The following is a 24,567-nucleotide window of genomic DNA, read 5'->3' as shown; positions in this document are numbered from 1 at the left end:
GGACATCCCATGACTGTCGTCGTCCCGACCGAGCAGCCGCGAGACGAGCACACCCCGGGAGCGCACCGTCGCCCCCTCGTCGCGATCATCGGTGGACGGGCCCAGAACGTCGCCGACGAACGGGACCTCAAGCTGGCCGAACAGGTCGGCGCGGAACTCGCCGCCCGAGGCTACGGCGTCGTCAGCGGCGGTGACGACGGGGTGGCCGAAGCCGTCAACAAGGGCTGCCATCAGGCCGGCGGCGTCACCATCGCAGTCACGAAGGAGCAGCACCGCGGCTGCGGGCCCTACGTGAGCTACGTGGTCCCCACCGCGATGGACCTCAGCCGAAGCGCGCCCCTGCTCTGGGCGGGCGACGCCGTGATCGCCTTCCGCGGCCGGTTCGGCACCATGTTCGAGCTCGGTCTGGCGCTGGACGCCGAACGCCCGGTCGTCCTGGTGGGCGAGCCCACCTTCGTCACGCCCGAGGTCACCGAGACGCCCGGCGTGGTGCTCCTGCCCGACCTGGCCGCACTCACCGCGACGCAGGTGGTCGACGCGGTCGAGGCTCTGCTGAACCCGCTCCGGTGAACGCACCCGGCCGCCGGCCACTGCCCCTGGTGGCGCTGTCCGGCACCGAGTTGACGCACGGCGAGCCGCTCGACCTGCTGCTCGACACCGCGCTCGTGCTGGGTGCCGATGCCGTCGAGCTCTGGTACCCGGTCAACCTGGCCCGTGGTGACCGCGCAGCAGCCGACTCGCCGTCGGCCCGTGGGCTCCCCGTCGTCGGCATCGGCTCGCCGACCGAGCTGGGCACGCCCGAGCTGGCCGATCGGGACCGACGCACCCTGACGGAGGCCGTCCGCCTCGCGGCGGAATGCGGAATCCCCTGGGTGAACACCTACTTCGGCTATCCCGCCGGAACCGACGACCGGCAGAACGCCGACGACTACGCCCGTGCGCTGGAACCGGTGCTGGCCCTGGCGGAGGAACGCGGGGTCGGGATCACCCTGGAGAACGAGTTCGACTGCTTCGGTACCGACCACCGGGGCGTCGACCTGACCAGGCGGCCGGCCGCGGTCGCCCGCCTGGTCGAGGTGATCGGGTCGCCCCGCTTCAAGCTGACCTTCGACGCCTGCAACGCCCTGTTCGCCGGCCTCGACCCGTTGGCCTACCTCGACCAGTTGGGCGAACACATCGTCCATGTGCACGTGAAGGACGGTCGCAGGGGACCCCGGGCGTCCGATGCCCCGGACGGCTGGCGAACGTTCCACGACCGGGGCGTCCCCTGTCACACGGCACCCCTGGGCCAGGGTGACGTCCCCTGGCCGGCCATCGTCGAGGCCCTCTCCGCCGGCGGCTACACCGGCGCGTACTCCCTGGAGCCGCACGGTGATCCGCAGACCCGCACCGAGGCCTGGCGGCAGGGCCTGTCAACGCTGCGCGCACTCCTCGACGTCCCGGTTCCGGAGGTCTGACCCGACCGCCGGGGGACCTCCGCGGGTCCCGCCGCTGCGCTGGGTGCGCTGCGCGATCTCCTGGACGAGGAGGGCTTCGATCCCGGTCAGGCTCGGCCGAGGACGCGGTCGACGGTGATCTCGATGACCACGCGGTCCGGGTTCACCCGGGGCTCCCGGTAGCGCTCGGTGTAGCGGCGGACGGCGTCGGCGACCTGCTCCGGCTCCTCGCGGACGACGGCCACGCCCTCCAGGGTCGACCAGCGTGCCCGGTCGACCTGGCAGACCGCGACCCGCTGGCCCTCGGGACCGGCCAGCGCCACGTTGCGGGCCTTGCGGCTGGTGCGGCTGGTGATGACCCGGGCGATCCCGGTCTCCGGGTCGTACGTCACGCCGACCGGCACGACGTGCGGCGAGCCGTCCGGGCGGCGGGTGGTCAGGGTGGAGATGTGGCGCTCGCGCCAGAAGGCGAGGAAGGCGTCGTCGAGCTCGCGTGGATCATGGGCCATGGTCGTGATCGTACGACCCCCGGGCCGGCGCCTGGACACCGGCCCGGAGGGCGGACGGGAGGGCTCAGTGACCGCGGGCGATCCACTCCGGCAGGGCCGGGGCCTCGGCGCCGATGGTGGTCGGGTCGCCGTGGCCGGTGCGCACCACCGTCTCCGCCGGGAGCGCCAGCAGCCGCTCCCGGATCGAGTCGATGATGGTCGGGAAGTGCGAGAACGACCGGCCGGTGGCGCCCGGGCCGCCCTGGAACAGGGTGTCGCCGGTGAAGACGGTGCCCAGCTCCGGGGCATACAGGCAGACCGCGCCCGGGGCGTGGCCCGGGGTGTGCAGCACGGTGAGGGTGACGCCCGCCACCTCGATCCGCTGCCCGTCGGCGAGTTCGCCGTCCGGCAGGCGTTCGGGGTGGGTGAGCTTCCACAGCGGCAGGTCGTCCGGGTGCAGCAGGATCGGCGCGCCGGTGCGGGCGGCCAGGGCCGGGGCCGCGTCCACGTGGTCGTTGTGGGCGTGGGTGGAGACGATCGCCAGCAGCCGACGCCCGCCGAGCGCGGCCGCGATGGCCTCGGCGTCGTGCGCGGCGTCGATCACCACCGCCTCCTCGTCGTCGCCGACGATCCAGACGTTGTTCTCCACCTCCCAGCTGCCGCCGTCGAGTTCGAAGGTCCCGGCGGTGACCAGACGGTCAATCCTCGCGCCGGTCACAGGACCACCACCGAGCGGAGCACGTCGCCCTGGTGCATGCGCTCGAACGCCTGCTCCACCGCGTCGAGTTCGATGGTCTCGGTGACGAACGCGCCGAGGTCCAGGCGGCCCTGGAGGTAGAGGTCGATCAGCATCGGGAAGTCCCGCGAGGGCAGGCAGTCCCCGTACCAGGAGGACTTCAGGGCGCCGCCCCGGCCGAACACGTCGAGCAGCGGAAGCTCCAGCGTCATCTCCGGCGTCGGGACACCGACCAGGACGACGGTGCCCGCCAGGTCCCGGGCGTAGAAGGCCTGCCGGTACGTCTCCGGGCGGCCGACGGCCTCCACCACGACGTCCGCGCCGTGGCCCCCGGTCAGCTCGCGGATCGCCTCGACCGGGTCGGTGGTACGGGAGTTGACGGTGTGGGTGGCACCGAGCCCGCGGGCCGTCTCCAGCTTGCGGTCGTCGATGTCCACCGCGATGATCCGGGCCGCGCCGGCCAGCCGGGAGCCCAGGACGGCCGCGCCGCCCACGCCGCCGCAGCCGATCACCGCGACCGAGTCGCCCCGGCCCACATTGCCGGTGTTGATCGCGGCGCCGATGCCCGCCATCACCCCGCAGCCCAGCAGGCCGGCGACGGCCGGCTCGGCCGCCGGGTCGACCTTGGTGCACTGGCCGGCCGCGACCAGGGTCTTCTCGGCGAACGCGCCGATGCCCAGCGCCGGGGACAGCTCGGTGCCGTCCAGCAGCGTCATCTTCTGCTTCGCGTTGTGGGTGTTGAAGCAGTACTGCGGGCGGCCGCGCCGACAGGAACGACACTGGCCGCACACCGCACGCCAGTTGAGCACCACGAAGTCGCCGGGCGCGACCTCGGTGACGCCCTCGCCGACCGACTCGACGATCCCCGAGGCCTCGTGGCCGAGCAGGAACGGGAACTCGTCGTTGATGCCGCCCTCCCGGTAGTGGAGGTCGGTGTGGCACACCCCGCAGGCCTGGATCCGCACCACGGCCTCGCCCGGGCCCGGATCCGGCACGACGATCGTGGTCACCTCCACGGGCGCGCCCTTGGCACGCGCGATGACTGCCTTGACCTGCTGGGCCATCCGAAATCCACCTCCGTCGACCGGCGCGGCTGCGCGCCGGCGTGGCCTTTGACCTGCGACTCAACGACTGCCCACGAAGCGTAGCGTCCGCCGCGGCCGCCCGACGCGCGGACGGCCCGACGCGCACGTGCCGCCGGCATATCCGGCACGGCCCGGCACGCCGTCGGAATCCGGCCCGGCACGCGGCCCGGCAGCGGGGCGCGCGGGCGGGCGCCGCGCGCCGCCGAGCGACCGTCAGACCGCCCCGAACTGCCCGGAAAGCATCGCCGTTGGCTGGAAGTGCCGCAGACGACCGCCCCGCCGCCCACGTACGGTCGTAGCAGAAGCGGTTCACGCGACCACGCTCAGCACATCCGCACCCGGCGCGTACCGACCTACGCCGCCGCACCACGCGCACCCGCCGTACGTCACCGCAGCTCGCCGTAACCCCGCTGCACCCCGCTACGCCCCACCGCACCTCGCCGCACCACCACTCGCTCCGGCACGGCCGGACCCGGGCAGCCTGAACCCCCGGCTCGCCCGCACCCGGTCCACCCGTCCCCCGTGTCCCCGCACGTCCCCGGATCCACCCCCCGTCGGGCCGCCCTGCGCGCGGCCCACCGCCCTGGAGTCTGGAGTACGGATGTCCGCCGAGAACAGTGCGACCGGTGCCGGACCCGGCACCGCCCCGCTCGCCCCGCTGCACTGCCTGCGCCACCTCGAACCCGGACCGCCCCGGCCCGCCGCGCTCGCCACCGGCACCCCGGTCTGGCTGGTCAGCCGGCACGCCGACGTCCGGCAGGTGCTCACCGACCCGCGCCTCGGCCGCGCCCCGCTCTACGCGCCGGACGCGCCGCCGCTGATGGTCACCCCGAACATCCTGGACGACCCGCAGAGCCTGCTGAACATCGACGGCACCGAGCACCAGCGGCTGCGCCGCACCGTCCAACGGGCCTTCACCCCGCGGGCCATCGCCCGCTGGCGGCCCTGGGTCGCCTCGGTGATCGAGGCCCTGATCGACGAACTCATCGACCACGGCTCCCCCGCCGACGTCATCGCCGCCTACACCCGGCCGCTGCCCATCGCGGTCATCAGCCGGCTGATGGGGCTCGACGGCCTCGACGGCAAGCGGCTCGCGCACTGGAGCGACCACGCGCTCTCCACCACGGCCCACCCCGCCGAGGCGATCGTCACCGCGATGCGCGAGTTCGCCGGCTTCGGAGCCACCGTGATCGCCGAGCGCCGCGCCCGCCCCGGCGACGACCTGGTCAGCAGCCTGCTCGCGGCCGCCGCCGAGGACGGCACCATCACCGAGGGCCAAGTGGTCTCGCTGGTCATCGGGCTGGTCGTGGCCGGGCACGAGACCACCATGACCACCCTCGGCAACGCGCTCGTCTACCTCCTCGGCGACGGCCGCGACGCCTGGCAGCGGCTCGCCTCCGACGAGGCCAGCGCCGCCGCCGCGACCGAACAACTGCTGCGGGCCGTCCCGCTCGGCGACGCCGACCACCTGCCCGGCCTGCTGCGCCGCGCCGTCGAGGACGTCGAGATCGGCGGGGTGCTCATCCCGGCCGGCGACATCGTCGCCGCCGACACCGGCGCCGCCAACCAGGACCCCCGGGTCTACACCGGGGACCTGCTCACCGAGCTGTTCTCCCCGCTCGCCGCCCCGATGCTCACCTTCGGCGCCGGACCGCACCACTGCCTCGGCGCCTGGCTGGCCCGGATGGAGCTCGAACTCGCCCTCCACCGGCTCGCCCGCCGCCTCCCGGCGCTGCGCCTGACCGGGTCCGCCGAGGCGATCGACTGGCGGCGCGGCCTGCTCACCCGCAGCCCGCACTCGCTCCAGGTCGCCTGGTGACGGGCACTCCGGGGACGGGCGCACCCGGACGGGGCGCACCGGGCCGGGGCACGCACGACCCAGGCGCCGACGTGGCTGCGGAGCCGGCGGTCGTCCGGGTCGACCGGGACCGCTGCATCGGCTCCGGCATGTGCGCGCTCAGCGCCCCCGAAGCGCTGGCCCTCGACCTCGACGGCCTGGCCGAGCCGCTGGCCGGCTACGCGGCGGGCGGCGCGGAGCTGACGGAGGGCCTGACCGAGGCCGTCGACTTCTGTCCGGTCGAGGCCCTCGCCCTGCACTCCGCCCGCGGCGGCCACCGCATCGCCCCGGCCGACTGAACCGGCCGCCTGAACCGGTCTCCTGAACCGACCTTCTGGACCGGCCGCCTGAGCCACCCTCCCCCGGTGCCGCCCGCTCACCCTCGGCGGGCGGCACCACCGGCCGTCGTTCGCTCCCTCAGCGTCCGCAGGCCAGCGCCGCACGGATCTCGGCGGCCGGATCGCCCTCGTGGTACGGGCGTTCGCTCGTCTCGATGTGGTCCAGGAACTCCTGGTACCGCACCGCGTAGGACAGGTGGTACAGCGGCTCCACCAGCTCCAGCGCGCGCCGCGGCCGCGCCTGCGGGGCGTGCTCCCGCCAGGCCTGCTCCCAGACCGACACGAACTGCTCCCAACGCTCGGGCGCGAGGTACTGGCGCGGGCGCAGCCCGTCCAGGGCGGGGTGACCGAGGCAGGCGTCCGCATAGTCGACGACCACCGAACGCTCGCCGTCGGAGCGCCAGTTGCCCGGGTGGAAGTCGCCGTGCACCAGCGTCTCCGGCAGCCCGCAGGCCGCCAACTCATCCAGCAGCGCCGGCAGTTCGCCGACCAGCCGACGGGCGGCGGCGAGCTCCTCGGCGGTCAGGTCGCTCTCCCCCGGGAGCCGGTCGAGCAGCGCCTGCGCCTGGGCGAGCAGGGTGCGGGGCGTCCGGTCGCGCAGTCCGGCCGCCGCGGCGCGCCCGTCGGCGGCGAAGGCCGCCTGGGCGGCCACCAGCCGGGGCACCACGTCGGCGACGGCCTCGGCGGACGGCTCCCAGCAGTCCTCGCCGGGCACGTGGTCGAGCAGCAGCCGCCCGCCCGCCGGGTCGGCGGCCAGCACCGGGGGCACGAGGGTCGGGTCGGCGCCGCCGAGCAGCGCGATGACCTCGCTCTCCCGGGCGTTGAAGGCGGGGGTGGTGGTCTTCAGCCAGGCGTCCGGGCCGCCGGTGGTCGGGATCCGGAACAGGCCCGACAGGTTCCAGGTCCGGATCTGCCGGGCGGGGCCGGCGGCCGGGCGGCCGATCCGGGCCAGCTCCTGCGCGGCCCAGTCCAGCGCCGCGCGCAGCCCCTCCGGCGTCGCCCAGGCGGCGCGCCGCTCGGCGGGGCCCAGCAGCGCCGCCGTGCCCGCGTCCATCGGCCGGGCGGCCGGGCCGGCGGGCCCGACCGGCCGCCGGAGCGCCTCGGCGTGGTAGGCCACCCGCCCTCCGTGGCCGCCGGTCTCGCTCACGCCCTCGGCGAGCCGCACCACGAGCACCGGCACCCCGGCCAGTTCGGCGGCCCGCTCCACCACGCCGTCCACCGACGACCACCAGCCCAGCGGCACCTCGAACGGCCCCAGCGGCCCGAAGTACTCGCCCTCGTGGGTGAGATGGACCATGACCGTGCGCTCGCTCGCTCGTTGCATCCGGGCAGCCTCCCCCACCCGGGGCGTCGTACGCGACCGATTTTCCGCCCGCTGCCGAGGGGGCCGGTCCCGGCCTACGATTCCGCGGATGACGACCATCACGTACGAGTGGCGCGGCGAGTTCGACAACGCCGCCGTCCACGAGCTGCACGCGCAGGCCTTCGGCCCCGACCCGGAGCCCGTCGACTGGCGGGACCGGGTCCATCGCCACAGCCTCGGCTGGGTCTGCGCCCGGGAGGGCGAGCAGTTGGTGGGGTTCGTCAACGTCGCGTGGGACGGCGGCGGCCACGCCTTCCTGCTCGACACGATGGTCGCCGAGGACCGGCGCGGGGCCGGCGTCGGAACCGCGCTGGTGGCGGCCGCGGCGCGCGGCGCCCGCGCGGCCCGGTGCGCCTGGCTCCACGTGGACTTCGAGGAGCGGCTGCGGCCGTTCTACCTGGACGCGTGCGGCTTCCGGCCCACGGCCGCGGGGCTCATCGCCCTGGGCGGGGGCTGAGGCGCGGCCTCTCCGCCTGCTGCGTGGAGTTGGGTGATCCGGTGGCTTCCCCGCATGTCACCTGCCCAACTTCTTTGTGTCATCTGCCAGTAGGGCGGTCGGATCGGGGCGGAGCAGACTTTCGCCACGACCACGGCTGCGGCTGCGGCCCTCCGGGCCCCGGACTCCCGGAGCCTGGAGGCCCGGCGTGGCCACGGACAGCACGAAGCACAGGAGGGGACGGCACATGAGCGTGGAGCAGCAGTACGACCAGATCGGTGAGGCGTTCGAGGGGTTCAAGTCCCTGCCGTTGATCCAGTACGGGGAGGTGCCGAGCTTCCTCGCCCTGGTCGGGGACGTGAGCGGCAGGTCCGTGCTCGACCTGGCCTGCGGCACCGGCTTCTACAGCCGGGAGTTCAAGCGGCGCGGCGCCGCGGAGGTGTTCGGGGTCGACATCTCCGTCGAGATGATCGCCGCCGCGCGGGGCATCGAGCAGCGCGAGCCGCTCGGGCTGCGCTACGAGGTCGGCGACGTGGCCGAACTGCCCGAGCTGGAGCGGCAGTTCGACGTCGCGCTGGGTGTGCAGTGCCTCAACTACGCCGAGGACCGCGCGAGTCTGGAGCGGATGTGCCGCAACATCCACCAGAACCTGGTGCCGGGCGGGGAGTTCTTCGTGTTCGCCCAGCGGCCCGACTACCAGTTCGACTGCGAGTCCCTGGAGAAGTACGGGTTCCGCTGCGAGCCGACCGGTGAGGAGACCGAGATGGGCCCCCGGTGTCGGGTCACGGCGCTGCTCGACCCGCAGCCGATCAGCATCTTCGGCACGGTACCGCGCCGCGAGGTCTACGAGGAGTGCCTGCGGGCGGCCGGGTTCACCGCCCTCGAGTGGGTTCCGTTGCAGGTGTCCGAGGAGGGGATCGCCAAGTACGGCGAGGAGTTCTGGGCGGACCTCCTCGCGCACCCGCCGCTCGTGCTGCTGCGCTGCCGCGCCTGACCGACGGCGAGGCGGTCGGCCCGGGCGCCCGGGCCGACCGCACGTCACCCGGCACGACAGGGCACGACACAGCATGACCACGCGTCGTACCGTCGTACCCGTGACCGACGAAACCTTCCGCCACCCGCGACTCGCCGCCGTCTACGACCCCCTCGACGCCGACCGCGGCGACCTGGACGCCTACCTCCACCTCGCCCAGCAGCTCGGCGCCACACGGGTGTTGGACATCGGCTGCGGCACCGGCGTGTTCGCGCTCCGGCTCGCCGACCACGGGATCGAGGTGGTCGGCGTCGACCCCGCCGGGGCCTCCGTCGAGGTGGCCCGGGCGAAGCCGGGCGCCGACCGGGTCCGCTGGATCCACGGCGACGCGGGCACCCTCCCACCGCTCCGGGTCGACCTCGCCACCATGACGGCGAACGTCGCGCAGGCGATCGTCCCCCCGGACGCCTGGCAGGCCACCCTGGCCGGCGCCCACGCGGCCCTGCGGCCCGGCGGGCACCTGGTGTTCGAGACCCGGGACCCGGCCCGGCGCGCCTGGGAGGGCTGGAACCGCGCGTCCTCCCACCGGATCACCGACGTCCCGGGCGTCGGCCCGGTCGAGACCTGGGTCGACCTGCTCGACGTCACCGGCCCACTGGTGACGTTCCGCTGGCACTACGTCTTCGCCGCGGACGGCCAGGAGCTGACCTCCGACTCCACCCTGCGCTTCCGGGAACGCCCGGAGATCGAGGCGGACCTGGCCGCCCACGGCTTTCTGCTCCGTGAGGTCCGCGACGCCCCCGACCGCCCCGGCCAGCAGCTCGTCTTCCTCGCGCAGCGCCGCCCGTGAGCCCGCGGCCGCGGAACGGCCGCCTCCGTCATGGAAACGGCCAGCGTGCCCACGGAACGGCCGGCGCGGCTACGGAATGGCCACCGCCGCGCCGGAGACCCGGATGCGGGGATCCCCGTCGTGCAGGGCGACCCGCAGGACGCCCGGGCGGCCGAGGTCCTCGCCCTGGTGGAGGGTGAGGACGGCAGGCGCGGCGGCCGCGCCGAGCTCGCGCAGGTAGGCGCCGAAGGCGGCCGCGGCGGCACCGGTCGCCGGGTCCTCGACGACGCCGCCGACCGGGAAGGGGTCGCGGACGTGGAAGACCTCCGGGCCCTCCCGCCAGACCAGTTGGACGGTGGTCAGGTCACGGGCGGTCATGTAGCGGGCGAGCCCGTCGAAGTCGTAGTCCAGGCGGGCCAGCCGCTCGCGGGTGGCCGCGGCGAGGACGAGGTGGCGGGCGCCGGCGTAGGCGAGCCGGGGCGGCAGCGCCGGGTCGAGGTCAGTGCGGGCCCAGCCGAGCAGGGCGAGCGCCTCGTCCACCTCGGCCGCGGTGACCTCCTCCACCCGGGGTTCGACGCTGGTGAGGGTGGCGCGCAGCACGCCGTCCGCGCCCTTGTCGACCTCGACCGGGACCTCGCCCGCCGCCGTCGCGAAGACGTACCGCCCGGGGCCGGTGCGCTCGGCGAGGGCGACCGCGGCGGCGACCGTCGCGTGCCCGCAGAAGGGCACCTCGGCGAGCGGGCTGAAGTACCGCACCCGGTACGCGCCCTCGGCCGGGCCGGGGGTGAGGAAGGCCGTCTCGGAGTAGCCGACCTCGGCGGCCACGGCGAGCATCCGCTCGGCGGACAGTCCGGTGGCGTCCAGCACCACGCCCGCCGGGTTTCCGCCTTCGGGGCGGGTGGCGAAGGCGGCGTAGCGCAGGATCTCGGGGGCGGGCACGGCCTCGGTGGCATCGTTCGTCATGCCCGGACGAACTCCGTCCGGTCCGCGCCTGTTCCCGGGCGCCGGTTCACCGCGGCACCGCCGCCAGGAAGTCCGAGCCGAGCCGGGCGGCGCCGGCCAGGTCGAGCTGGTGGAGCGCCCGGCAGTGTCCGGCCGCGCCGAGCGGTGTCCGGCGGCCGCCCCACCGCGCCCTCCGGATGCGGATCGCCCGCGCACCGCCGATGCTGGCGGCGACGCGTGCCCGGCCCAGGCGACACGTGCCCGGCCCAGAGGAAGGACGCCCCGAACCGTGAGCGCACTCGACTTCGAGATCATCGACAGCCCCGACAGCTCGCTGAACAAGACCTCCGTCCTGGTGACCGGCCCCAACGACGCCCTGCTGGTCGACGCCGGGTTCACCCGCTCCGACGGCCGCCGGCTCGCCGAACGGATCCGCGCCACCGGCAAGCGGCTGACCACCGTCTTCGTCAGCCACGGCGACCCGGACTTCTACTTCGGCGCGCAGGAGGTCCAGGACGCCTTCCCGCAGGCCCGTTTCCTGGCCACCGCCGCCACCGTGGACCACATCCAGCACACCTTCGAGGACAAGCTGCGGTCCTGGGCGCACCTGGGCCCCGAGCTGCCCACCCGGCTGGTCCGGCCCGAGGTGCTGCCGGGCGACGAGATCGTCTTCGAGGGCCACCGCTTCGAGCTGCGCGGCGCCGACTTCCACCTGCCCGACCGGCACTACCTGTGGCAGCACCACCACCACGCCGTCCTCGGCGGGGTGCTGCTCTTCGAGGGCCTGCACGTGTGGACGGCCGACACCCCCACGCCCGCCCAACGCGCCGCCTGGATCGACCTGTTGGACGGGATCGAGGAGCTGGAACCGCAGTTCGTCGCGGCCGGCCACCGCACCGCCGACGCGCCCGTCGACCTCACCGCCGTCCGGCACACCCGGGACTACCTGCGCGCCTTCGAGACCGAGACCGGCCGGGCGCCGGACGCCGCCGCCGCGAAGGAGGCGCTGGAGCGCCGCTTCCCCGACCTGGGGCTGCTGATCGCCGTCGACCTCGGCACCAAGGTCGCCATGGGCGAGATGACCTGGGGCTGAGCAACGATGATCGAGATCCCGCGGGGCACCGCCGCGTTCGCCGAGTCCGCCGCCCCCGCCGACGTGGTGCGCCGGCAGTACCTGGCCTCGGCCCGCGGCGACCTGGCCGCGCTGCGCGCCACCCTGGCCGAGGACGTCGAGTGGACCGAGATGGCCGGCTTCCCGCTGGCGGGCACCTACCGCACCCCGAAGGGCGTCACCGGCAACGTCATGGAGCGCCTGGCCGCCGAGTGGCGGGACTGGACGGCGCACGACGACACCTACGTCGTGGACGGCGAGGACGTGGTGGTCCTCGGCCGCTACACGGCCGTCCACAAGGACACCGGAAGACCGCTCGCGGTGCGCGTCGCCCACCACTTCACGGTGCGCGGCGGCCGGATCGTCCGGTTCGAGCAGTTCACCGACACCGCGCTGGTCAGGGACGCGATGACGCCGTAGCCGCACCGGCGGCGGCAGCCCCTGGCTTCACCCGAACGGGGGAAGCCAGGGGCGGCGCGCCCGGCACGGCCTCGACACCCCACCCGGACGGCGGCAGGCTGGCCCCTGATTCCGGCCGGAGAGCGAGGAGTTCAGCATGGGCACGGGCACGGCGGGCACCACCGGGACGGCGGGCAGCGGGCGCGATCAGCACCCGATCGTGATCGTCGGCGCCTCCCTCGGCGGCGCGAAGGCCGCGCAGGCACTGCGCGAGGCCGGGTACGGCGGCGGCATCGTCCTGATCGGCGAGGAGCACGAGCGCCCGTACGAGCGGCCCCCGTTGTCCAAGGGCTACCTGCTCGGCAAGACCGCCCGGGACAAGATCTACGTCCACCCCCCGCAGTGGTACGCCGAGCACGACATCACCCTGCGCCTGGGCACCGCGGTGGCCTCCGTCGACCCGGCCGCGCACACCGTCACGCTCACCGACGACGGCCGCATCCCGTACGCCAAGCTGCTGCTCACCACCGGCTCGGTGCCGCGCCGGCTGCCCGTGCCCGGCGCCGACCAGGCGGGCGTGCTCTACCTGCGCCGGGTCGACGACAGCGACCGGATCAAGGCGGCGCTGCGCCCGGGCGCCCGGATCGTGGTGATCGGCGCGGGCTGGATCGGCCTGGAGACGGCGGCCGCGGCCCGGGCCGCGGGCGCCGAGGTCACCGTGCTGGAGGCGGCCGAGCTGCCGCTGCTGCGGGTGCTGGGCCGGGAGGTCGCCCAGGTCTTCGCGGACCTGCACCGCGACCACGGCGTCGACCTGCGGTTCGGCGCCCAGGTCGAGGAACTCACCGGCAGCGGCGGCACGGTGGACGGCGTCCGGCTCGGCGACGGCAGCACGGTGCCGGCCGACGCGGTGGTCGTCGGCATCGGCATCAGCCCGGCCAGCCGGCTCGCCGAGGAGGCCGGGCTGGAAATCGACAACGGCATCAAGACCGACCAGCACCTGCGCACCTCCGACCCGGACGTCTACGCGGCCGGGGACGTCGCCAACGCCTACCACCCGCTGTTCGACCGGCACATCCGGGTCGAGCACTGGGCCAACGCCGTCAACCAGCCGCAGACCGCGGCCCGCGCGATGCTCGGGCAGCCCGACGCGGTGTACGACCGGGTGCCGTACTTCTTCACCGACCAGTACGACCTCGGCATGGAGTACGTCGGCTACGTCGAACCGGACGGCTACGACCAGGTGGTCTTCCGCGGTGACCCGGCCACCCGCGAGTTCATCGCCTTCTGGCTCTCCGCCGGCCGCGTCCTGGCCGGCATGAACGTCAACATCTGGGACGTCGTCGACCCGGTCCGCGAACTGGTCCGCTCCGGCCGGACGGTGGACCCGAAGGCCCTCGCCGACCCGGCCGTCCCGCTCGGCGACCTGTAGCGCCGTCCCCTCGCGGGAACGGGCCGTACCCGCCGCTCCTCGGCGGGTACGGCCCACTCGACTCAGCGGCTGGGCTCCTGCATCGTGACGCAGTGGGCGCCACCGCCGCCGTTGCCGTAGAGGTTGTCGAGGTTGAGCTGGACGACGGGCCTGCCGAAGGCGGACTCGATGGCCGCCTTGGCGGCCGCGTCCTTGGCGGTGTCACCGAACTGGGTCGTGATCACCGCACGGTTGGTCACGGCCCAGTTCATGTACGAGCTGAGGAACTGCTGCTGCCTGCCCTGCGGGATCCGGGGCAGGGTGTCCGGCCCCTCGATGGCGATGACCTGCAACGCGCGGCCCCTGGCGTCGGTGGAGTTCACCAGCACGTCGTGGATGGCCTGGGCGTTGGCGGTCCAGACGTCTGGCCGGACGGCGCCGGCCAGCTGCACCATCACCACGCCGGGTCGGACGAACCGGGCGGTGCCGTCGATGTGGCCGTCGGTGACGTCCTTCCCGGTGACGCCGGGCAGCCAGATCATCTTCGAGGCGCCGAAGCGGGAGAGCAGCTCCGCCTCGATCTGGTCCCGCGTCATGCCGGGATTGCGGTTGGCGTTCACCCAGCAGCTCTCGGTCGCCATCAGCGTGCCGTCGCCGTCGCACTCCACCCCGCCGCCCTCGCCGACCACCGACGCCTTCGCGAACGGGACGCCCAGGTAGCCGGCGACGTTCTGCGCGACCGTGCGGTCCTTGTCGTAGGCGGAGGCGGGGAGGCCGTAGAAGCTGGTGGCGTTCTCGCCCCAGGCGTTGAAGTTCAGACCGAAGGCGTCCAGGCCGCCGGCCCCGTCGACCCGGAACAGCGGGCCGGTGTCCCGCATCCAGCAGTCCGCGACCGGGATCGAGCTGATCACCGTGACGGTGGACCCGCACAGGCTCCTGGCCCGCGACGCGGCCGACGCGCCGTCCGCGCACATGATGACCGGCTCGTACTTGGCGATCTCCACGGCGAGTCTGGCGATGTCGCTCTGGATCTTGGAGAGCAGGCTGCCCCAGATCACGGAGCTGGACGGCCAGGCCATCCAGGTCCGGTTGTGCGTCTCGTCCTCCCCGGGCACCCGCCAGGAGGCGGCCTGGGCCGGCCGGATGCCGCCGAGGACCGGGCCCACCAGCAGCGCGGCTGCGGCCGCCCCGGTTCGGGTCAGCAGGGTCCTGCGGCTGATGCCCGGCTTGTCGTCGTCGTGCGAGGTCTTCACGTCGTGCTCCTTTTCGCGAACGTTCGGTACGTGCAGGGGGATCGACTCAGTGGAGTTCCGCCAGCAGCCCCTCCTCCCGGACCATCCGGCGCTCGGCGTCCAGGTCGAGGCTCCGCGCGAAGGCCCAGTAGAGGGCGCCGGCCACCGGCAGGCCGACGAAGACCGAGTAGTCGACGCCGTCGAGGACGTCCGCGGCGGGCCCGACGTAGAGACCGGTGATCACCATGAACGGGGCCATGCAGGCCAGGCCGATCAGGTAGGCGAGGTTCCCGCGCCAGCCCCACCGGCCGTAGATGCCCTGCGGGTTGAAGATCTCCCGCACGACGTACTGGCCGCGCCGGACGAAGAAGAAGTCGACCAGGTTGATGGCCGTCCAGGGGATGAACAGGTACGTCAGCACGACCACGACGTTGGCGAAGAACCAGTTGAAGCGGTCGATCCCGACGAGGGTGGAGATCACCCCGACGGCCACCAGCATGATCCCGATCGTCGCCACCCGGATGGTCCGGGTCGGCTTGACCGGGTGGAACGAGTCGATGATGGAGATCATGGTGAGGCTGCCGCCGTACTGGTTGATCGCCATGATCGAGAGCAGCCCGACCAGCAGCACCACGACCGCGATCGTGCCGAATCCGCTGAACAGCCGGTCGGCGGCGAGCTTCAGCGCGGTCACCGGGTCGGTGCCCGCGGGGGCGCCGGCCGAGACCACGGCGCCGAGGATGAACACCCACAGCCCGGAGACCGCGCTGGGCAGGTAGGTCCACCAGAAGGTGCTGCGGACGGACACGTCGGGCCGGAGGTAGCGCGAGTAGTCCGAGACGTACGGCGCCCAGCCCAGCTGGAACCCCGCGACGAAGACGAACACCAGCATGAACGGGGCGAGTTGGAACGGGCCGGCCTGCCAGACGCCGGCCGGCAGACCGCCGCCGAACAGCGCCGCCGCGGTGACCGCCGCGGTGATCACGACGAACGGCCAGGTGAGCCATCTGTTCAACCAGTGGATCCAGTCGTAGCCGAACAGGGCGATCACGGCCGCCACCACGGCGGCGATCAGGTAGCCGGCCCCGTTGGGGATCCCGGAGAGCGTGTTCATGGCCTGACCGGACAGCAGGGCGTCCGAGGTGTTGAAGGCCACGTAGTTGACCAGGGCGAACACCCACACCGTGAGCGCGGCCCCAAGGTACCCGAACTGCGGCCGTGACTGGACCAGTTGGGGCAGTCCCAGCTGAGGCCCCTGGGCCGCGTGGAACGCCATGAAGAACGTGCCGAAGAGCGATCCCAGCACGGTGGCGACCACCGTCCACACGAGCGAGGCCCCCATCGAGAGCGTCACGACGCCGGTCGCCAGGCCGGTGAGGTTGAGACTGCCGACGAACCAGATGGCGCCCATGCTCGATGGTTTGCCGTGCCGTTCGTCGAGGGGCACCCAGTCGATCGAGTGCTGTTCGATGCCCGTGGGGCGCGTGGGACGTCCGGGATCTGCGGGACCTTCGGGACCTGCGTGGTCCTCGGCGATCGAGGCGGGTTTCCTCATGTGGTGGCCTTCGGTGTGCGGGGGCAACTGCGGCCCACGTCGACTGCCCCGGCATTCCGCGATCACGGGGCGGCGCCACCCTAGGGACTGACTTAAAACTCAGTCAATAGTTTTGACAAACGCCCTGAGCAGCATGGGAACATGCCGCCCAGGGCTCGACTTTGACGAGATTTTCAGTTCTGCGCGTACGCGGCGCCGGGTTGCGCGCCCGGGAACCCGCCGATCGGCGGCCTCCTCCCCGTCGACCGGCGGATTCCCCCGAGGAACCGTCAGGGACCAGCCTTGCGGGCAGTTCGACAGGTTCACGTCAGTTCATGTCACCCCCACCAGGCGGCCCCATACCGCCGGACAAGGACAGTCATGAAGAGCTTCCCCCTGCCCAGGATCCTCGCCACCGCCGTCGCGGCCACCGCCGTCGCGGCCACCGCGCTCGCGCTCGCCGCGCCGGCGAGCGGCGCATCGGCGAGCGGCGCCTCGGCCGTGAGCGGCGCCTCGGCCGTGAGCACGCCGAGCCGGCCCATCATCGGCGGCGGCAGCGCCTCGCAGACCTACTCCTTCATGGTGTCGCTGCAACAGGACGGCCAGCACATCTGCGGCGCCTCGCTGATCTCGCCCACCTGGGCGGTCACCGCGGCGCACTGCGTGGCCGGCGGCTCGGCCGACCAGTTCACCGTCCGGGTCGGCTCCAGCGACCGGACCTCGGGCGGCGAGGTGGCCCCGCTCGCCCGGATCGTCCCGCACCCGAACTACAGCACCAACAACGACATCGCCCTGATCCAGCTCGCAACTCCCGTCCAGGCCACCCCGATCGCGATCGCCGACAGCGCGCCGACCGGCACCGCCACCCGGCTGCTCGGCTGGGGCCAGGAGACGCCGCCGCGCGGTGGCGACAACGGCCCGGACCAGCTCAAGGAGCTCGACACCAGCCTGCGCGCGAGCGGCTGCGCCGAGGGCTTCGACGCCTCCTCCGAGCTCTGCGTCGACAACCCGCAGGGTTCGGACGGCAACAACCAGGGTGCCTGCTACGGCGATTCCGGCGGCCCGGCGATCGCGCGGATCAACGGCGAGTGGCGGCTGCTCGGCGCCACCAGCCGCGCCGGCGGCAGCTCCTCCGACTGCGCGGTCGACCCCTCGATCTACACCAACGTGACCGCGTTCAAGGACTTCATCCGGAGCACCATGGCGAGCTGATCCCTACCGAGCTGGGCCTGCTACCGAGCTGATCCTTCCCCGGGGGCCGGAGCGCCCTCGACCTGCGGCCCTCCGCCCCCGCCCGGGGGACGGAGGGCCGCTGTACGACCGGGCCGGCGCACGGACACGGCGGCCCCGCCCCGCCCTACCGCGCCCGGCGTTCGACGCCGTCGAGCAGCAGGCCGAGCCCGAACTCGAACCCGCGGTCGTCGAGGCCCGTCGCGCCGCCGCCGCGGGCGAAGGAGCCGTCCAGGGCGTCCGCGAGCGCCGGGTACTGCGGCCGGTACTCGGCCGGTTCGCGGGTGAAGCCGGCGGTGAAGGTCTCCATCGCGGAGCCGAGCACCAGGTAGTCCAGGGCCGCCGCGACCTCCGCCGCGTCCGCGGGGCCGAGGCCGGCCCTGCCGAGGAGGGCCAGCAGCGCGTCGTAGCCGCGCAGTGCGCTGTCCGCTTCGACGCGGCGGCGGGCGAGCAGGGCGACGGCGTTCGGGTGCCGCAGGAAGACCGCGCGGTAGCCGCGCGCGTACGCCGCGAGGCCGGCCCGCCAGTCGGGATCACCCAGCGGCGCGTGGTCGATCTCGTCGTTGACCAGCCCGGAGACCGCGTCGACCAGGGCATCCTTGCTCGGTACGTGGTTGTAGAGCGACGCCGCCTTGACTCCGAGCCGCTCCGCCAGTGCCCGCATGGTCAGGCCGCCGGCGCCCTCCTCGTCCACCACCTGGAGCGCGGCGATCGCGATCCGCTCGCGGGTCAGCAATGCCCTGATCGGTCGGCCCACCGAAAAATCCCCTCTTCCGCTCTGCGTGTCCGGGGGCTATCGTGCCAGACCAACAGCCGTCGCTAACAAAGTTAGTTTTATCAGGAGGGCGCCGCCCGTGGCCGACAACACCGCCGAGAACACCCCCACCGATGCCGACCGGCTCGCCGCACTCGGCTACCAGCAGGAGCTGAGGCGCAGCCTGAACGTGCTCGGCAACATCTCCATGGGCTTCGCCGTGGTCTCCCCGGTCGTGGGGCTCTACGCCGCCGTGCAGGTCGGCATGAGCGTCGCGGGCGGGGCCTGGGTCTGGGCGCTGCCGCTGTGCCTGCTCGGGCAGTGCCTCGTCGTGGCCGTCTACGCCGAGCTCGCCTCGCAGTGGCCGCTGGCCGGCGGCGCGTACCAGTGGAGCAGACGCCTGGCGAGACCGGCCGTCGCCTGGCTGAGCGGCTGGATGTGGCAGTTCGCCGTGATGTTCGGCAACACCACCGTGGCCTACCTCGCCTCGCCCTGGCTCTTCGCGCTCTTCGGCGCCGTCCCCACGCCCGCCGAGCAGGTCCTCGTCTCGGTCGGCTTCATGCTCTTCTGCACCCTGGTCAACGCCTACGGCATCAACCTCCTGCGCTGGTTCGTCAGCCTGGGCATCGCCGCCGAAGCCGTCGCCTCCGTCCTGGTCGGTTTCACCCTGCTGCTGGTCTTCCGGCAGCACGGCTTCGCCCTGCTCACCGACTTCCTCGCCGCGCCGGAGGGGCTGGGCATCAGCGACACCGGCGCGCTGCTCGCCGCCGTGGCCGTCGCCGGCTGGGCGTTCATCGGGTTCGACGCCTGCGTGTCGACCGCCGAGGAGACCAAGGACGCCGCCCGGCAGGTGCCCAGGGCCATGTGGTGGTCGCTGCTCAGCGTCGGGCTCGTCGTCATCCTCAACGCGGTCTCGGTCGAGCTGGCCCACCCCGACCCCGCCGAGGTCGTCGCCGTCCAGGACCTCGACCCGGTCACCACCGCCGTCACCCACGCGTTCGGCGGCTGGGCCGACAAGCCCTTCGTCCTCGTCGTCCTGATCAGCTTCACCGCCTGCCTGATGGCCTCCCAGGGCGGCGCCGCCCGCGGCCTCTACTCGCTCGCCCGCGACGACGTCTTCCCGTTCTCCCGCCACGTCCGCAAGGTCAACCGGCACAAGGCGCCGATCGGCGGCCTCGTCGCCGCCACGGTGATCAGCTGCTCCGCACTGCCGCTGGGCCTGAACACCTCGGCCATCGGCAGCCTGATCACCTTCGGCAGCGCCGCCACCTTCGTGCCGTTCTTCCTGCTCACCCTGGTCGCCCTGACCGCCCGCCTGCGCCGCACCTGGCAGCCCGCCGGCGCGGTCGGCTACGGTCGCCTCGGCACCCCGCTCAACCTCCTCGCGGTGCTGTGGACCGGCTTCGAACTGGTCAACATCTGCTGGCCGCGCGCCATCCTCGCCCCGGCCGGAGCGCCCTGGTACCAGATCTGGGCGGCACCGCTCGGCGTCGGCACCGTCACCCTCGCCGGCCTGGCCTACCTGCTCACGCGCCGCCCCGACCGCCGCATGCCCGACCCCGGCCAGGACGGCCCGCGCCCCGACGAACTCGCCCCCGCCGTCCTGTAGTCGGCACCGGCCCGGCCCGGCCGGCACCACGTACCGCGGCGCCGCACCCCCGAGGCCGCACGCCTCGGACCGTTCGACCGAACCACCCTGGAGACACCCCGCATGACCCACACGTTCGACGTCGTCGAGACCGGTATCGCCGAGCTGCGCGCGGCACTGGAGAAGGGCGAGACCACCGCGGTCGCCCTGCTCGACGCCTACCTCGCCCGGATCGAGGCCTACGACCGGCCCGGCACCGCCACGGCGCTCAACTCGCTCGTCGTGATGAACCCGGACGCCCGCGCCGACGCCGAGGCCGCCGACGCCCGCCGCGCCCGCGGCCGGACCCTCGGCCCCCTCGACGGCATCCCCTACACCGCCAAGGACAGCTACCTCGCCAAGGGCCTGACCGCCGCCGCCGGTTCGCCGGCCTTCGAACACCTCGTCGCCCAGCGCGACGCCTTCGCCATCGAGCGGCTGCGCGCCGCCGGCGCCGTGCTCATCGGCCTGACCAACATGCCGCCGATGGCCAACGGCGGCATGCAGCGCGGCGTCTACGGCCGCGCCGAAAGCCCCTACCGCGCCGACTGGCTGACCAGCGCGTACGGCTCCGGCTCCTCGAACGGCTCGGGCACCGCCACGGCGGCCTCGTTCGGCGCGTTCGGCCTCGGCGAGGAGACCTGGTCCTCCGGCCGGGCGCCCGCCTCGAACAACGCCCTGTGCGCCTACACCCCCAGCCGCGGCGTGATCTCGGTGCGCGGCAACTGGCCGCTCGTACCGACCATGGACGTCGTGGTCCCGCACACCCGCACCATGGCCGACCTCCTCGAACTGCTCGACGTCGTCGTCGCCGACGACCCGGACACCCGCGGCGACCTGTGGCGGTCCCAGCCCTGGGTGCCGCTGCCCGCCCCCTCCCGGGTCCGCCCGGCCTCCTACCCGGCGCTGGCCCCCGCGGACCCGGCGGCGGCGCGCGCAACACTCGCCGGCCGGCGGGTCGGCGTGCCCAGGATGTACATCAACGCCGACCCCGACGCCGGGACCAACCCCGACGGCGGCATCGGCGGCAGCACCGGGCGGCGGATCGACACCCGCGCCTCGGTCATCGCCCTGTGGCAGGCCGCCCGCCGCGACCTGGAGACCGCCGGCGCCGAGGTCGTCGAGGTCGACTTCCCCGTGGTGACCAACTACGAGTCCGACCGGCCCGGAGCGCCGTCCCTCCACACCCGGGGCCTGGTCGGCCCCGACTTCCTCACCTGCGAGATCCTCGACCTGTCCGCCTGGGCCTGGGACGACTTCCTGCGCGCCAACGGCGACCCCGCACTCCCGACCCTCGCCGACGTCGACGGTACGCGCATCTGGCCCAAGCACCCCGGCGAACTGCCCGACCGCTACGCCGGATTCGACGACGTGATCGCCGACTACCCCCGGCTGGTGCGCGAACGCCCGTACGCGTCCGTCACCGAGATCCCGCACCTCGAACAGGGGCTGCGCGGCCTCGAGGAGACCCGCCGGGTCGACCTGGAGAACTGGATGGACGAACTCGGCCTGGACGCCGTGGTCTTCCCCACGGCCGCCGACGTCGCCCCGGCCGACATGGACGTGAACGAGGCCTCCGCCGACCTCGGCTGGCGCAACGGCGTGTGGGTCGCGAACGGCAACCTCGTCCCGCGCCACCTCGGCATACCGACCGTGACCGTACCGATGGGCACCATGACCGACACCGGTATGCCGGTGGGCCTGACCTTCGCCGGCCGCTCCTACCACGACACCACGCTGCTCCGGCTCGCCGCCGCCTTCGAGGCGACCGGCCACCGCCGCACCGAACCACCGCGCACCCCCCGGCTCCCGGCCTCCTGAGGCACCGCCGAGCGGGCCCCGGCGCCGGACGGGGCCACAGGGAAGCCCAATCCTGTTGCGACCGGGGGTGTGCCGGCGCATCTGGAACGCGGCGGACTCGTGGTCGCGATCGTTCTTCTGATCCTGCCCCTACCGTCTACGCGGCACGAGTCCGGTTTCGAAGGCGACGATCGCCAGGTGGACGCGGTCCCGAGCCTTGAGCTTGGCGAACAGACGCGCGACATGCGTCTTCGCCGTCGCCGCGCTGATCACCAACCGCTCGGCTATCTCGGTGTTCGACAGTCCCTGTCCGACCAGTGCCAGCACCTCACGCTCCCGGTCGGTGATCCCCGCGATGGGACTCGGGTCCGCGGCGGGCCCGGCGTCCGGTCCGGGGGCCGCGGAGCCGGACGTTCGGGCGAAGTCCGCGATCAGCCGTCGGGTCACGCTCGGCGCGATCAGCGCGTCGCCCGCGGCCACCACGCGGATCGCTTCCAGGATCGCGTCCAGGGCCATGCTCTTGAGCAGGAATCCGCTGGCCCCGGCGCGCAGCGCGCCGTAGACGTACTCGTCGTCGTCGAAGGTCGTCAGCACCAGGACCTTGGGCGGGTCCGGCTCGGCGGTCGCCTGCCGGGTCGCCTCGATCCCGTCCATGCCCGGCATCCGGATGTCCATCACCACGACGTCCGGCCGCAGTTCACGCACCAGGCGCACCGCCTCGCGGCCGTCGCCGGCCTCGCCGACCACCTCCAGGTCGTCGGTGTCGCCGATCAGGATCCCGAGCCCGACCAGCATCAGCGGCTGGTCGTCGACCAGCAGTACCCGCACGCTCATGCCGGGAGCCTCGCCGTCACCCGGAATCCGCCCTCGGGACGCCGGCCGGCGCTGAACTGGCCGGACAGCAACGTCACCCGCTCGCGCATGCCGAGCAGGCCGAAGCCGCTCCCGCCCGCCGCGGAGAGCCTCGGACGGCCCGGCCCGCCGAGACCGTCGTCCCCGTCGTCCACCACCTCGATCGTCACCCCTTCCGGCTCGTAACCGACCGCGACCCGGCACGTCCGCGCCCTGGAATGCCGCACCACGTTCGTCACCGACTCCTGGATGATCCGGAACGCCGACAGTTCGATCTCCGGCGGCAGTGGACGCCGCTCGCCCCGCCAGGTCACCTGAACCCGCACCCCGGCGCCGGCCGTGCGTTCGGCGAGCTGCGGGACGTCGGCCAGGCTGCCGGCCGGCGCCAGCGGAGCGGCCTGCGGCATGGCGTCGTCGGGCTCGGCGCGGCGGAGCGCCCCGAGCATGCGCTGTAGCTCCAGCAGCGTCTCCCGGCTGGTGGTCTCGATGCCGGTCAGCGCCTGCCGCGTCTGCTCGGGCTTGGTCTCCACGACCCGCGCCGCCGCTCCCGACAGCACCGTGATGATCCCGATGCTGTGCGCGACGCTGTCGTGCAGCTCGCGGGCGATCCGCAGCCGCTCGGCCATGACGACGCGGGCCGCGGTCTGCTCCTGGAGGGCTTCGAGGTATTCACGGCGTTTGCGATACACCCCCCCGAAGACCCACGCGACCGCGAACCACAACGCGAACCCCCCGGCCCACTGGACCGCGTCGCTGACGGACTGCTCGCGGGTGTGGATGTCGTTGACGAGCGCGGCCGCGACGCCCGCGACGGAGCCGACGGCGGCAGCCTTCGGCCGCCGGACGGCGAGGTACCCGACCAAGCCGACGAGCAGGACGAACACGATCGAGGGCCGCGCGCCGAAGGCCTCGCCGAGGACTGCTTCGCCCAGGACCGCCGCGAAGACCCCCGCCGGCAGACGGCGCACCAACAGAACCGGCAGGGCGAGCAGGATGTACAGACCGATCATCTGGGCGGGCTCGAGGTCGGGGAACCGGAACAGGCCGTACTCAGGCGTCGGCATCGTCAAGGGGAGCATCAGCGCGTACGAGCAGGCGGTGGCCAGTACCACGGCCTGTGACGTCAGCCCGGTCACACGCTTCGATGTCGAGAGACGCTGGAGAAGCTGTTCCATATGAAGATCGTATTCAGTGGCGTCGGCTCTGCGCGTCGCCCCGGGGATGTACGCCGGATACGCCCGCGGGCCGATGGCCTGGGCAGAGGTGACATCCGCCGGCCGACGCGATGGATCGTGGTCCGTTCCTAGGTTCCTGATCATGACGAATGCACCGATGATCGATCTTCGCGACACGACAAAGAAGTACGACGACGGCCCGCCCGCACTGGCCGGCGTCACCTTGTCCGTGGCGGCTGGTGAGTGCGTGGCGATCCTCGGCCATTCCGGCAGTGGCAAGTCCACGCTGCTGAACCTGATCGCGGGTCTGGACAAGCCTTCCAGCGGCACCGTGACCGTCGACGGCACCCGCGTCGACCAGCTCGGCGAGGCCGGTTCGGCGAAGTACCGCCGGGCCTCCATCGGCATGATCTTCCAGTTCTTCAACCTGCTGGACGACCTGACGGTGTTGGACAACGTCATGGTTCCGGCGCAACTGGCCGGGATGGGCAAGGGCGAAGCGCAGCGGCGGGCCGTCGAGCTGCTCGACTCGCTGGGCGTCGACCGGCACGCCAAGGCCTATCCGCAGCGGCTGTCCGGCGGGGAACGGCAGCGGGTGGCGGTGGCCAGGGCCCTGATGAACAAGCCGGCGCTGCTGCTGGCCGACGAGCCGACCGGCGCGCTGGACTCGGGCTCGGCCGAGGACGTGCGCGAGCTGCTGCTGGACCTGAACAGCGAGGGCCAGACCATCCTGCTGGTCACCCACGACGTACAGCTGGCCGCGAGCACCGCGCGCCGCACGATCGAGTTGGTGGACGGCGCGGTCGAGCGGGACGTCGTCAACGACGGCAGCGGTGCCGGCCTGGCCGCCCGCACGCCGCTGACCCGTCCGGCGGGAGGAGCCCGATGACACTGCGCCAGCCACCCGTGCCCCAGCGCCTGTTCGAGGTCTCCTTCCGGGCCGTGGCCCGCCTGCTGCCGGCGGTGAGCCGGTGAGCGCCCT

24 protein-coding genes are annotated in these 24,567 nt (G+C 73.4%); 14 read left to right on the top strand and 10 right to left on the bottom strand.

Features of this window, described 5'->3' with window-relative positions; genetic code table 11:
* Window positions 1-9: 9 nt before the first annotated feature.
* Both ABTY15_RS24510 and ABTY15_RS24505 read left to right on the top strand, forming a co-directional pair.
* Window positions 10-570, top strand: coding sequence for an SLOG cluster 4 domain-containing protein (locus tag ABTY15_RS24510; protein ID WP_350599004.1), 561 nt, complete (start codon window positions 10-12; stop codon window positions 568-570).
* Window positions 567-1,457 (top strand): sugar phosphate isomerase/epimerase family protein, encoded by an 891-nt coding sequence (locus ABTY15_RS24505; RefSeq protein WP_350598998.1) that lies wholly within the window; start codon window positions 567-569, stop codon window positions 1,455-1,457. The genes ABTY15_RS24510 and ABTY15_RS24505 overlap by 4 nt, the downstream gene beginning before the upstream one ends.
* An 86-nt stretch (window positions 1,458-1,543) precedes the next feature.
* On the opposite strand, the gene ABTY15_RS24500 is transcribed toward ABTY15_RS24505, so the two are convergent.
* The 3 genes from ABTY15_RS24500 to ABTY15_RS24490 all read right to left on the bottom strand — a co-directional run bounded on the left by ABTY15_RS24500 (window position 1,544) and on the right by ABTY15_RS24490 (window position 3,724).
* The gene (locus ABTY15_RS24500; protein ID WP_350598991.1) at window positions 1,544-1,945 is read right to left on the bottom strand and encodes a pyridoxamine 5'-phosphate oxidase family protein; all 402 of its coding nucleotides are present in this window, start codon (window positions 1,943-1,945) and stop codon (window positions 1,544-1,546) included.
* Between the two features lie 64 nt (window positions 1,946-2,009).
* Window positions 2,010-2,642 carry an MBL fold metallo-hydrolase gene (locus ABTY15_RS24495; protein ID WP_350598984.1) on the bottom strand — a complete coding sequence of 211 codons (633 nt, stop codon included), beginning with the start codon at window positions 2,640-2,642 and terminating at the stop codon, window positions 2,010-2,012.
* Window positions 2,639-3,724 carry an S-(hydroxymethyl)mycothiol dehydrogenase gene (locus ABTY15_RS24490; RefSeq protein WP_350598978.1) on the bottom strand — a complete coding sequence of 362 codons (1,086 nt, stop codon included), beginning with the start codon at window positions 3,722-3,724 and terminating at the stop codon, window positions 2,639-2,641. Before ABTY15_RS24490 ends, ABTY15_RS24495 begins: the two co-directional genes overlap by 4 nt.
* Window positions 3,725-4,346: 622 nt before the next feature.
* Here ABTY15_RS24490 and ABTY15_RS24485 point away from each other — a divergent pair.
* Both ABTY15_RS24485 and ABTY15_RS24480 read left to right on the top strand, forming a co-directional pair.
* Entirely contained in the window at window positions 4,347-5,564 is a 1,218-nt protein-coding gene (locus ABTY15_RS24485; RefSeq protein ID WP_350598972.1) for a cytochrome P450, read from the top strand.
* Window positions 5,565-5,635: 71 nt separating this feature from the next.
* Window positions 5,636-5,881, top strand: a complete 246-nt coding sequence (locus ABTY15_RS24480) for a ferredoxin (protein WP_350598965.1) — start codon at window positions 5,636-5,638, stop codon at window positions 5,879-5,881.
* A gap of 118 nt (window positions 5,882-5,999) precedes the next feature.
* On the opposite strand, the gene ABTY15_RS24475 is transcribed toward ABTY15_RS24480, so the two are convergent.
* On the bottom strand, window positions 6,000-7,244 hold the full coding sequence (locus ABTY15_RS24475) for an aminoglycoside phosphotransferase family protein (protein ID WP_350598961.1): 1,245 nt from the start codon (window positions 7,242-7,244) through the stop codon (window positions 6,000-6,002).
* Window positions 7,245-7,332: 88 nt separating this feature from the next.
* Here ABTY15_RS24475 and ABTY15_RS24470 point away from each other — a divergent pair, with 88 nt between their 5' ends.
* The 3 genes from ABTY15_RS24470 (at window position 7,333) to ABTY15_RS24460 (ending at window position 9,542) form a co-directional block, all read left to right on the top strand.
* Window positions 7,333-7,740: a GNAT family N-acetyltransferase gene (locus tag ABTY15_RS24470; protein ID WP_350598955.1), complete on the top strand. Its 408-nt coding sequence runs from the start codon at window positions 7,333-7,335 to the stop codon at window positions 7,738-7,740.
* Between the two features lie 226 nt (window positions 7,741-7,966).
* The gene (locus ABTY15_RS24465; protein WP_350598950.1) at window positions 7,967-8,713 is read left to right on the top strand and encodes a class I SAM-dependent methyltransferase; all 747 of its coding nucleotides are present in this window, start codon (window positions 7,967-7,969) and stop codon (window positions 8,711-8,713) included.
* Between the two features lie 100 nt (window positions 8,714-8,813).
* A complete protein-coding gene (locus tag ABTY15_RS24460; protein WP_350598945.1) occupies window positions 8,814-9,542 on the top strand; it encodes a class I SAM-dependent methyltransferase in 729 nt (242 codons plus the stop codon).
* Between the two features lie 69 nt (window positions 9,543-9,611).
* Here ABTY15_RS24460 and ABTY15_RS24455 read toward each other — a convergent pair whose 3' ends face one another.
* On the bottom strand, window positions 9,612-10,484 hold the full coding sequence (locus ABTY15_RS24455) for a PhzF family phenazine biosynthesis protein (RefSeq protein ID WP_350598940.1): 873 nt from the start codon (window positions 10,482-10,484) through the stop codon (window positions 9,612-9,614).
* Window positions 10,485-10,752: 268 nt separating this feature from the next.
* Between ABTY15_RS24455 and ABTY15_RS24450 the strand changes: the two genes are divergently transcribed.
* The 3 genes from ABTY15_RS24450 (at window position 10,753) to ABTY15_RS24440 (ending at window position 13,402) form a co-directional block, all read left to right on the top strand.
* The gene (locus ABTY15_RS24450; protein ID WP_350598935.1) at window positions 10,753-11,556 is read left to right on the top strand and encodes an MBL fold metallo-hydrolase; all 804 of its coding nucleotides are present in this window, start codon (window positions 10,753-10,755) and stop codon (window positions 11,554-11,556) included.
* A 6-nt stretch (window positions 11,557-11,562) separates the two neighbouring features.
* Window positions 11,563-11,994, top strand: coding sequence for a nuclear transport factor 2 family protein (locus ABTY15_RS24445; protein WP_350598930.1), 432 nt, complete (start codon window positions 11,563-11,565; stop codon window positions 11,992-11,994).
* Window positions 11,995-12,130: 136 nt separating this feature from the next.
* A complete protein-coding gene (locus ABTY15_RS24440) occupies window positions 12,131-13,402 on the top strand; it encodes an NAD(P)/FAD-dependent oxidoreductase (protein WP_350598925.1) in 1,272 nt (423 codons plus the stop codon).
* 62 nt (window positions 13,403-13,464) lie between these two features.
* On the opposite strand, the gene ABTY15_RS24435 is transcribed toward ABTY15_RS24440, so the two are convergent.
* Both ABTY15_RS24435 and ABTY15_RS24430 read right to left on the bottom strand, forming a co-directional pair.
* A complete protein-coding gene (locus ABTY15_RS24435) occupies window positions 13,465-14,634 on the bottom strand; it encodes an agmatine deiminase family protein (protein ID WP_350598918.1) in 1,170 nt (389 codons plus the stop codon).
* Between the two features lie 46 nt (window positions 14,635-14,680).
* Entirely contained in the window at window positions 14,681-16,084 is a 1,404-nt protein-coding gene (locus ABTY15_RS24430) for a purine-cytosine permease family protein (RefSeq protein ID WP_350599185.1), read from the bottom strand.
* Window positions 16,085-16,528: 444 nt separating this feature from the next.
* Here ABTY15_RS24430 and ABTY15_RS24425 point away from each other — a divergent pair, with 444 nt between their 5' ends.
* Window positions 16,529-17,359, top strand: coding sequence for a S1 family peptidase (locus ABTY15_RS24425; RefSeq protein WP_350598913.1), 831 nt, complete (start codon window positions 16,529-16,531; stop codon window positions 17,357-17,359).
* Window positions 17,360-17,504: 145 nt separating this feature from the next.
* On the opposite strand, the gene ABTY15_RS24420 is transcribed toward ABTY15_RS24425, so the two are convergent.
* Complete coding sequence (locus ABTY15_RS24420) at window positions 17,505-18,134, bottom strand: TetR/AcrR family transcriptional regulator (RefSeq protein ID WP_350598906.1); 630 nt, start codon at window positions 18,132-18,134, stop codon at window positions 17,505-17,507.
* Window positions 18,135-18,231: 97 nt separating this feature from the next.
* Here ABTY15_RS24420 and ABTY15_RS24415 point away from each other — a divergent pair, with 97 nt between their 5' ends.
* Both ABTY15_RS24415 and ABTY15_RS24410 read left to right on the top strand, forming a co-directional pair.
* Complete coding sequence (locus ABTY15_RS24415) at window positions 18,232-19,740, top strand: APC family permease (RefSeq protein ID WP_350598903.1); 1,509 nt, start codon at window positions 18,232-18,234, stop codon at window positions 19,738-19,740.
* 102 nt (window positions 19,741-19,842) lie between these two features.
* Complete coding sequence (locus tag ABTY15_RS24410) at window positions 19,843-21,579, top strand: amidase (protein ID WP_350598899.1); 1,737 nt, start codon at window positions 19,843-19,845, stop codon at window positions 21,577-21,579.
* A gap of 129 nt (window positions 21,580-21,708) precedes the next feature.
* On the opposite strand, the gene ABTY15_RS24405 is transcribed toward ABTY15_RS24410, so the two are convergent.
* A complete protein-coding gene (locus ABTY15_RS24405) occupies window positions 21,709-22,392 on the bottom strand; it encodes a response regulator (protein WP_350598892.1) in 684 nt (227 codons plus the stop codon).
* Window positions 22,389-23,729 carry a sensor histidine kinase gene (locus ABTY15_RS24400; protein ID WP_350598887.1) on the bottom strand — a complete coding sequence of 447 codons (1,341 nt, stop codon included), beginning with the start codon at window positions 23,727-23,729 and terminating at the stop codon, window positions 22,389-22,391. The genes ABTY15_RS24405 and ABTY15_RS24400 overlap by 4 nt, the downstream gene beginning before the upstream one ends.
* On the opposite strand from ABTY15_RS24400, the gene ABTY15_RS24395 reads away from it, so the two are divergent.
* A complete protein-coding gene (locus tag ABTY15_RS24395; RefSeq protein ID WP_350598881.1) occupies window positions 23,728-24,474 on the top strand; it encodes an ABC transporter ATP-binding protein in 747 nt (248 codons plus the stop codon). The two genes, ABTY15_RS24400 and ABTY15_RS24395, sit on opposite strands and share 2 nt — an antisense overlap.
* The last annotated feature ends 93 nt before the right edge of the window (window positions 24,475-24,567 follow it).

It is taken from the genome of Kitasatospora sp. NPDC097643 (assembly GCF_040302625.1).
Taxonomy (GTDB): domain Bacteria; phylum Actinomycetota; class Actinomycetes; order Streptomycetales; family Streptomycetaceae; genus Kitasatospora.
The sequence above is the reverse complement of the archived record's forward strand: the minus strand, read 5'-3'. Positions and strand labels throughout refer to the sequence as shown.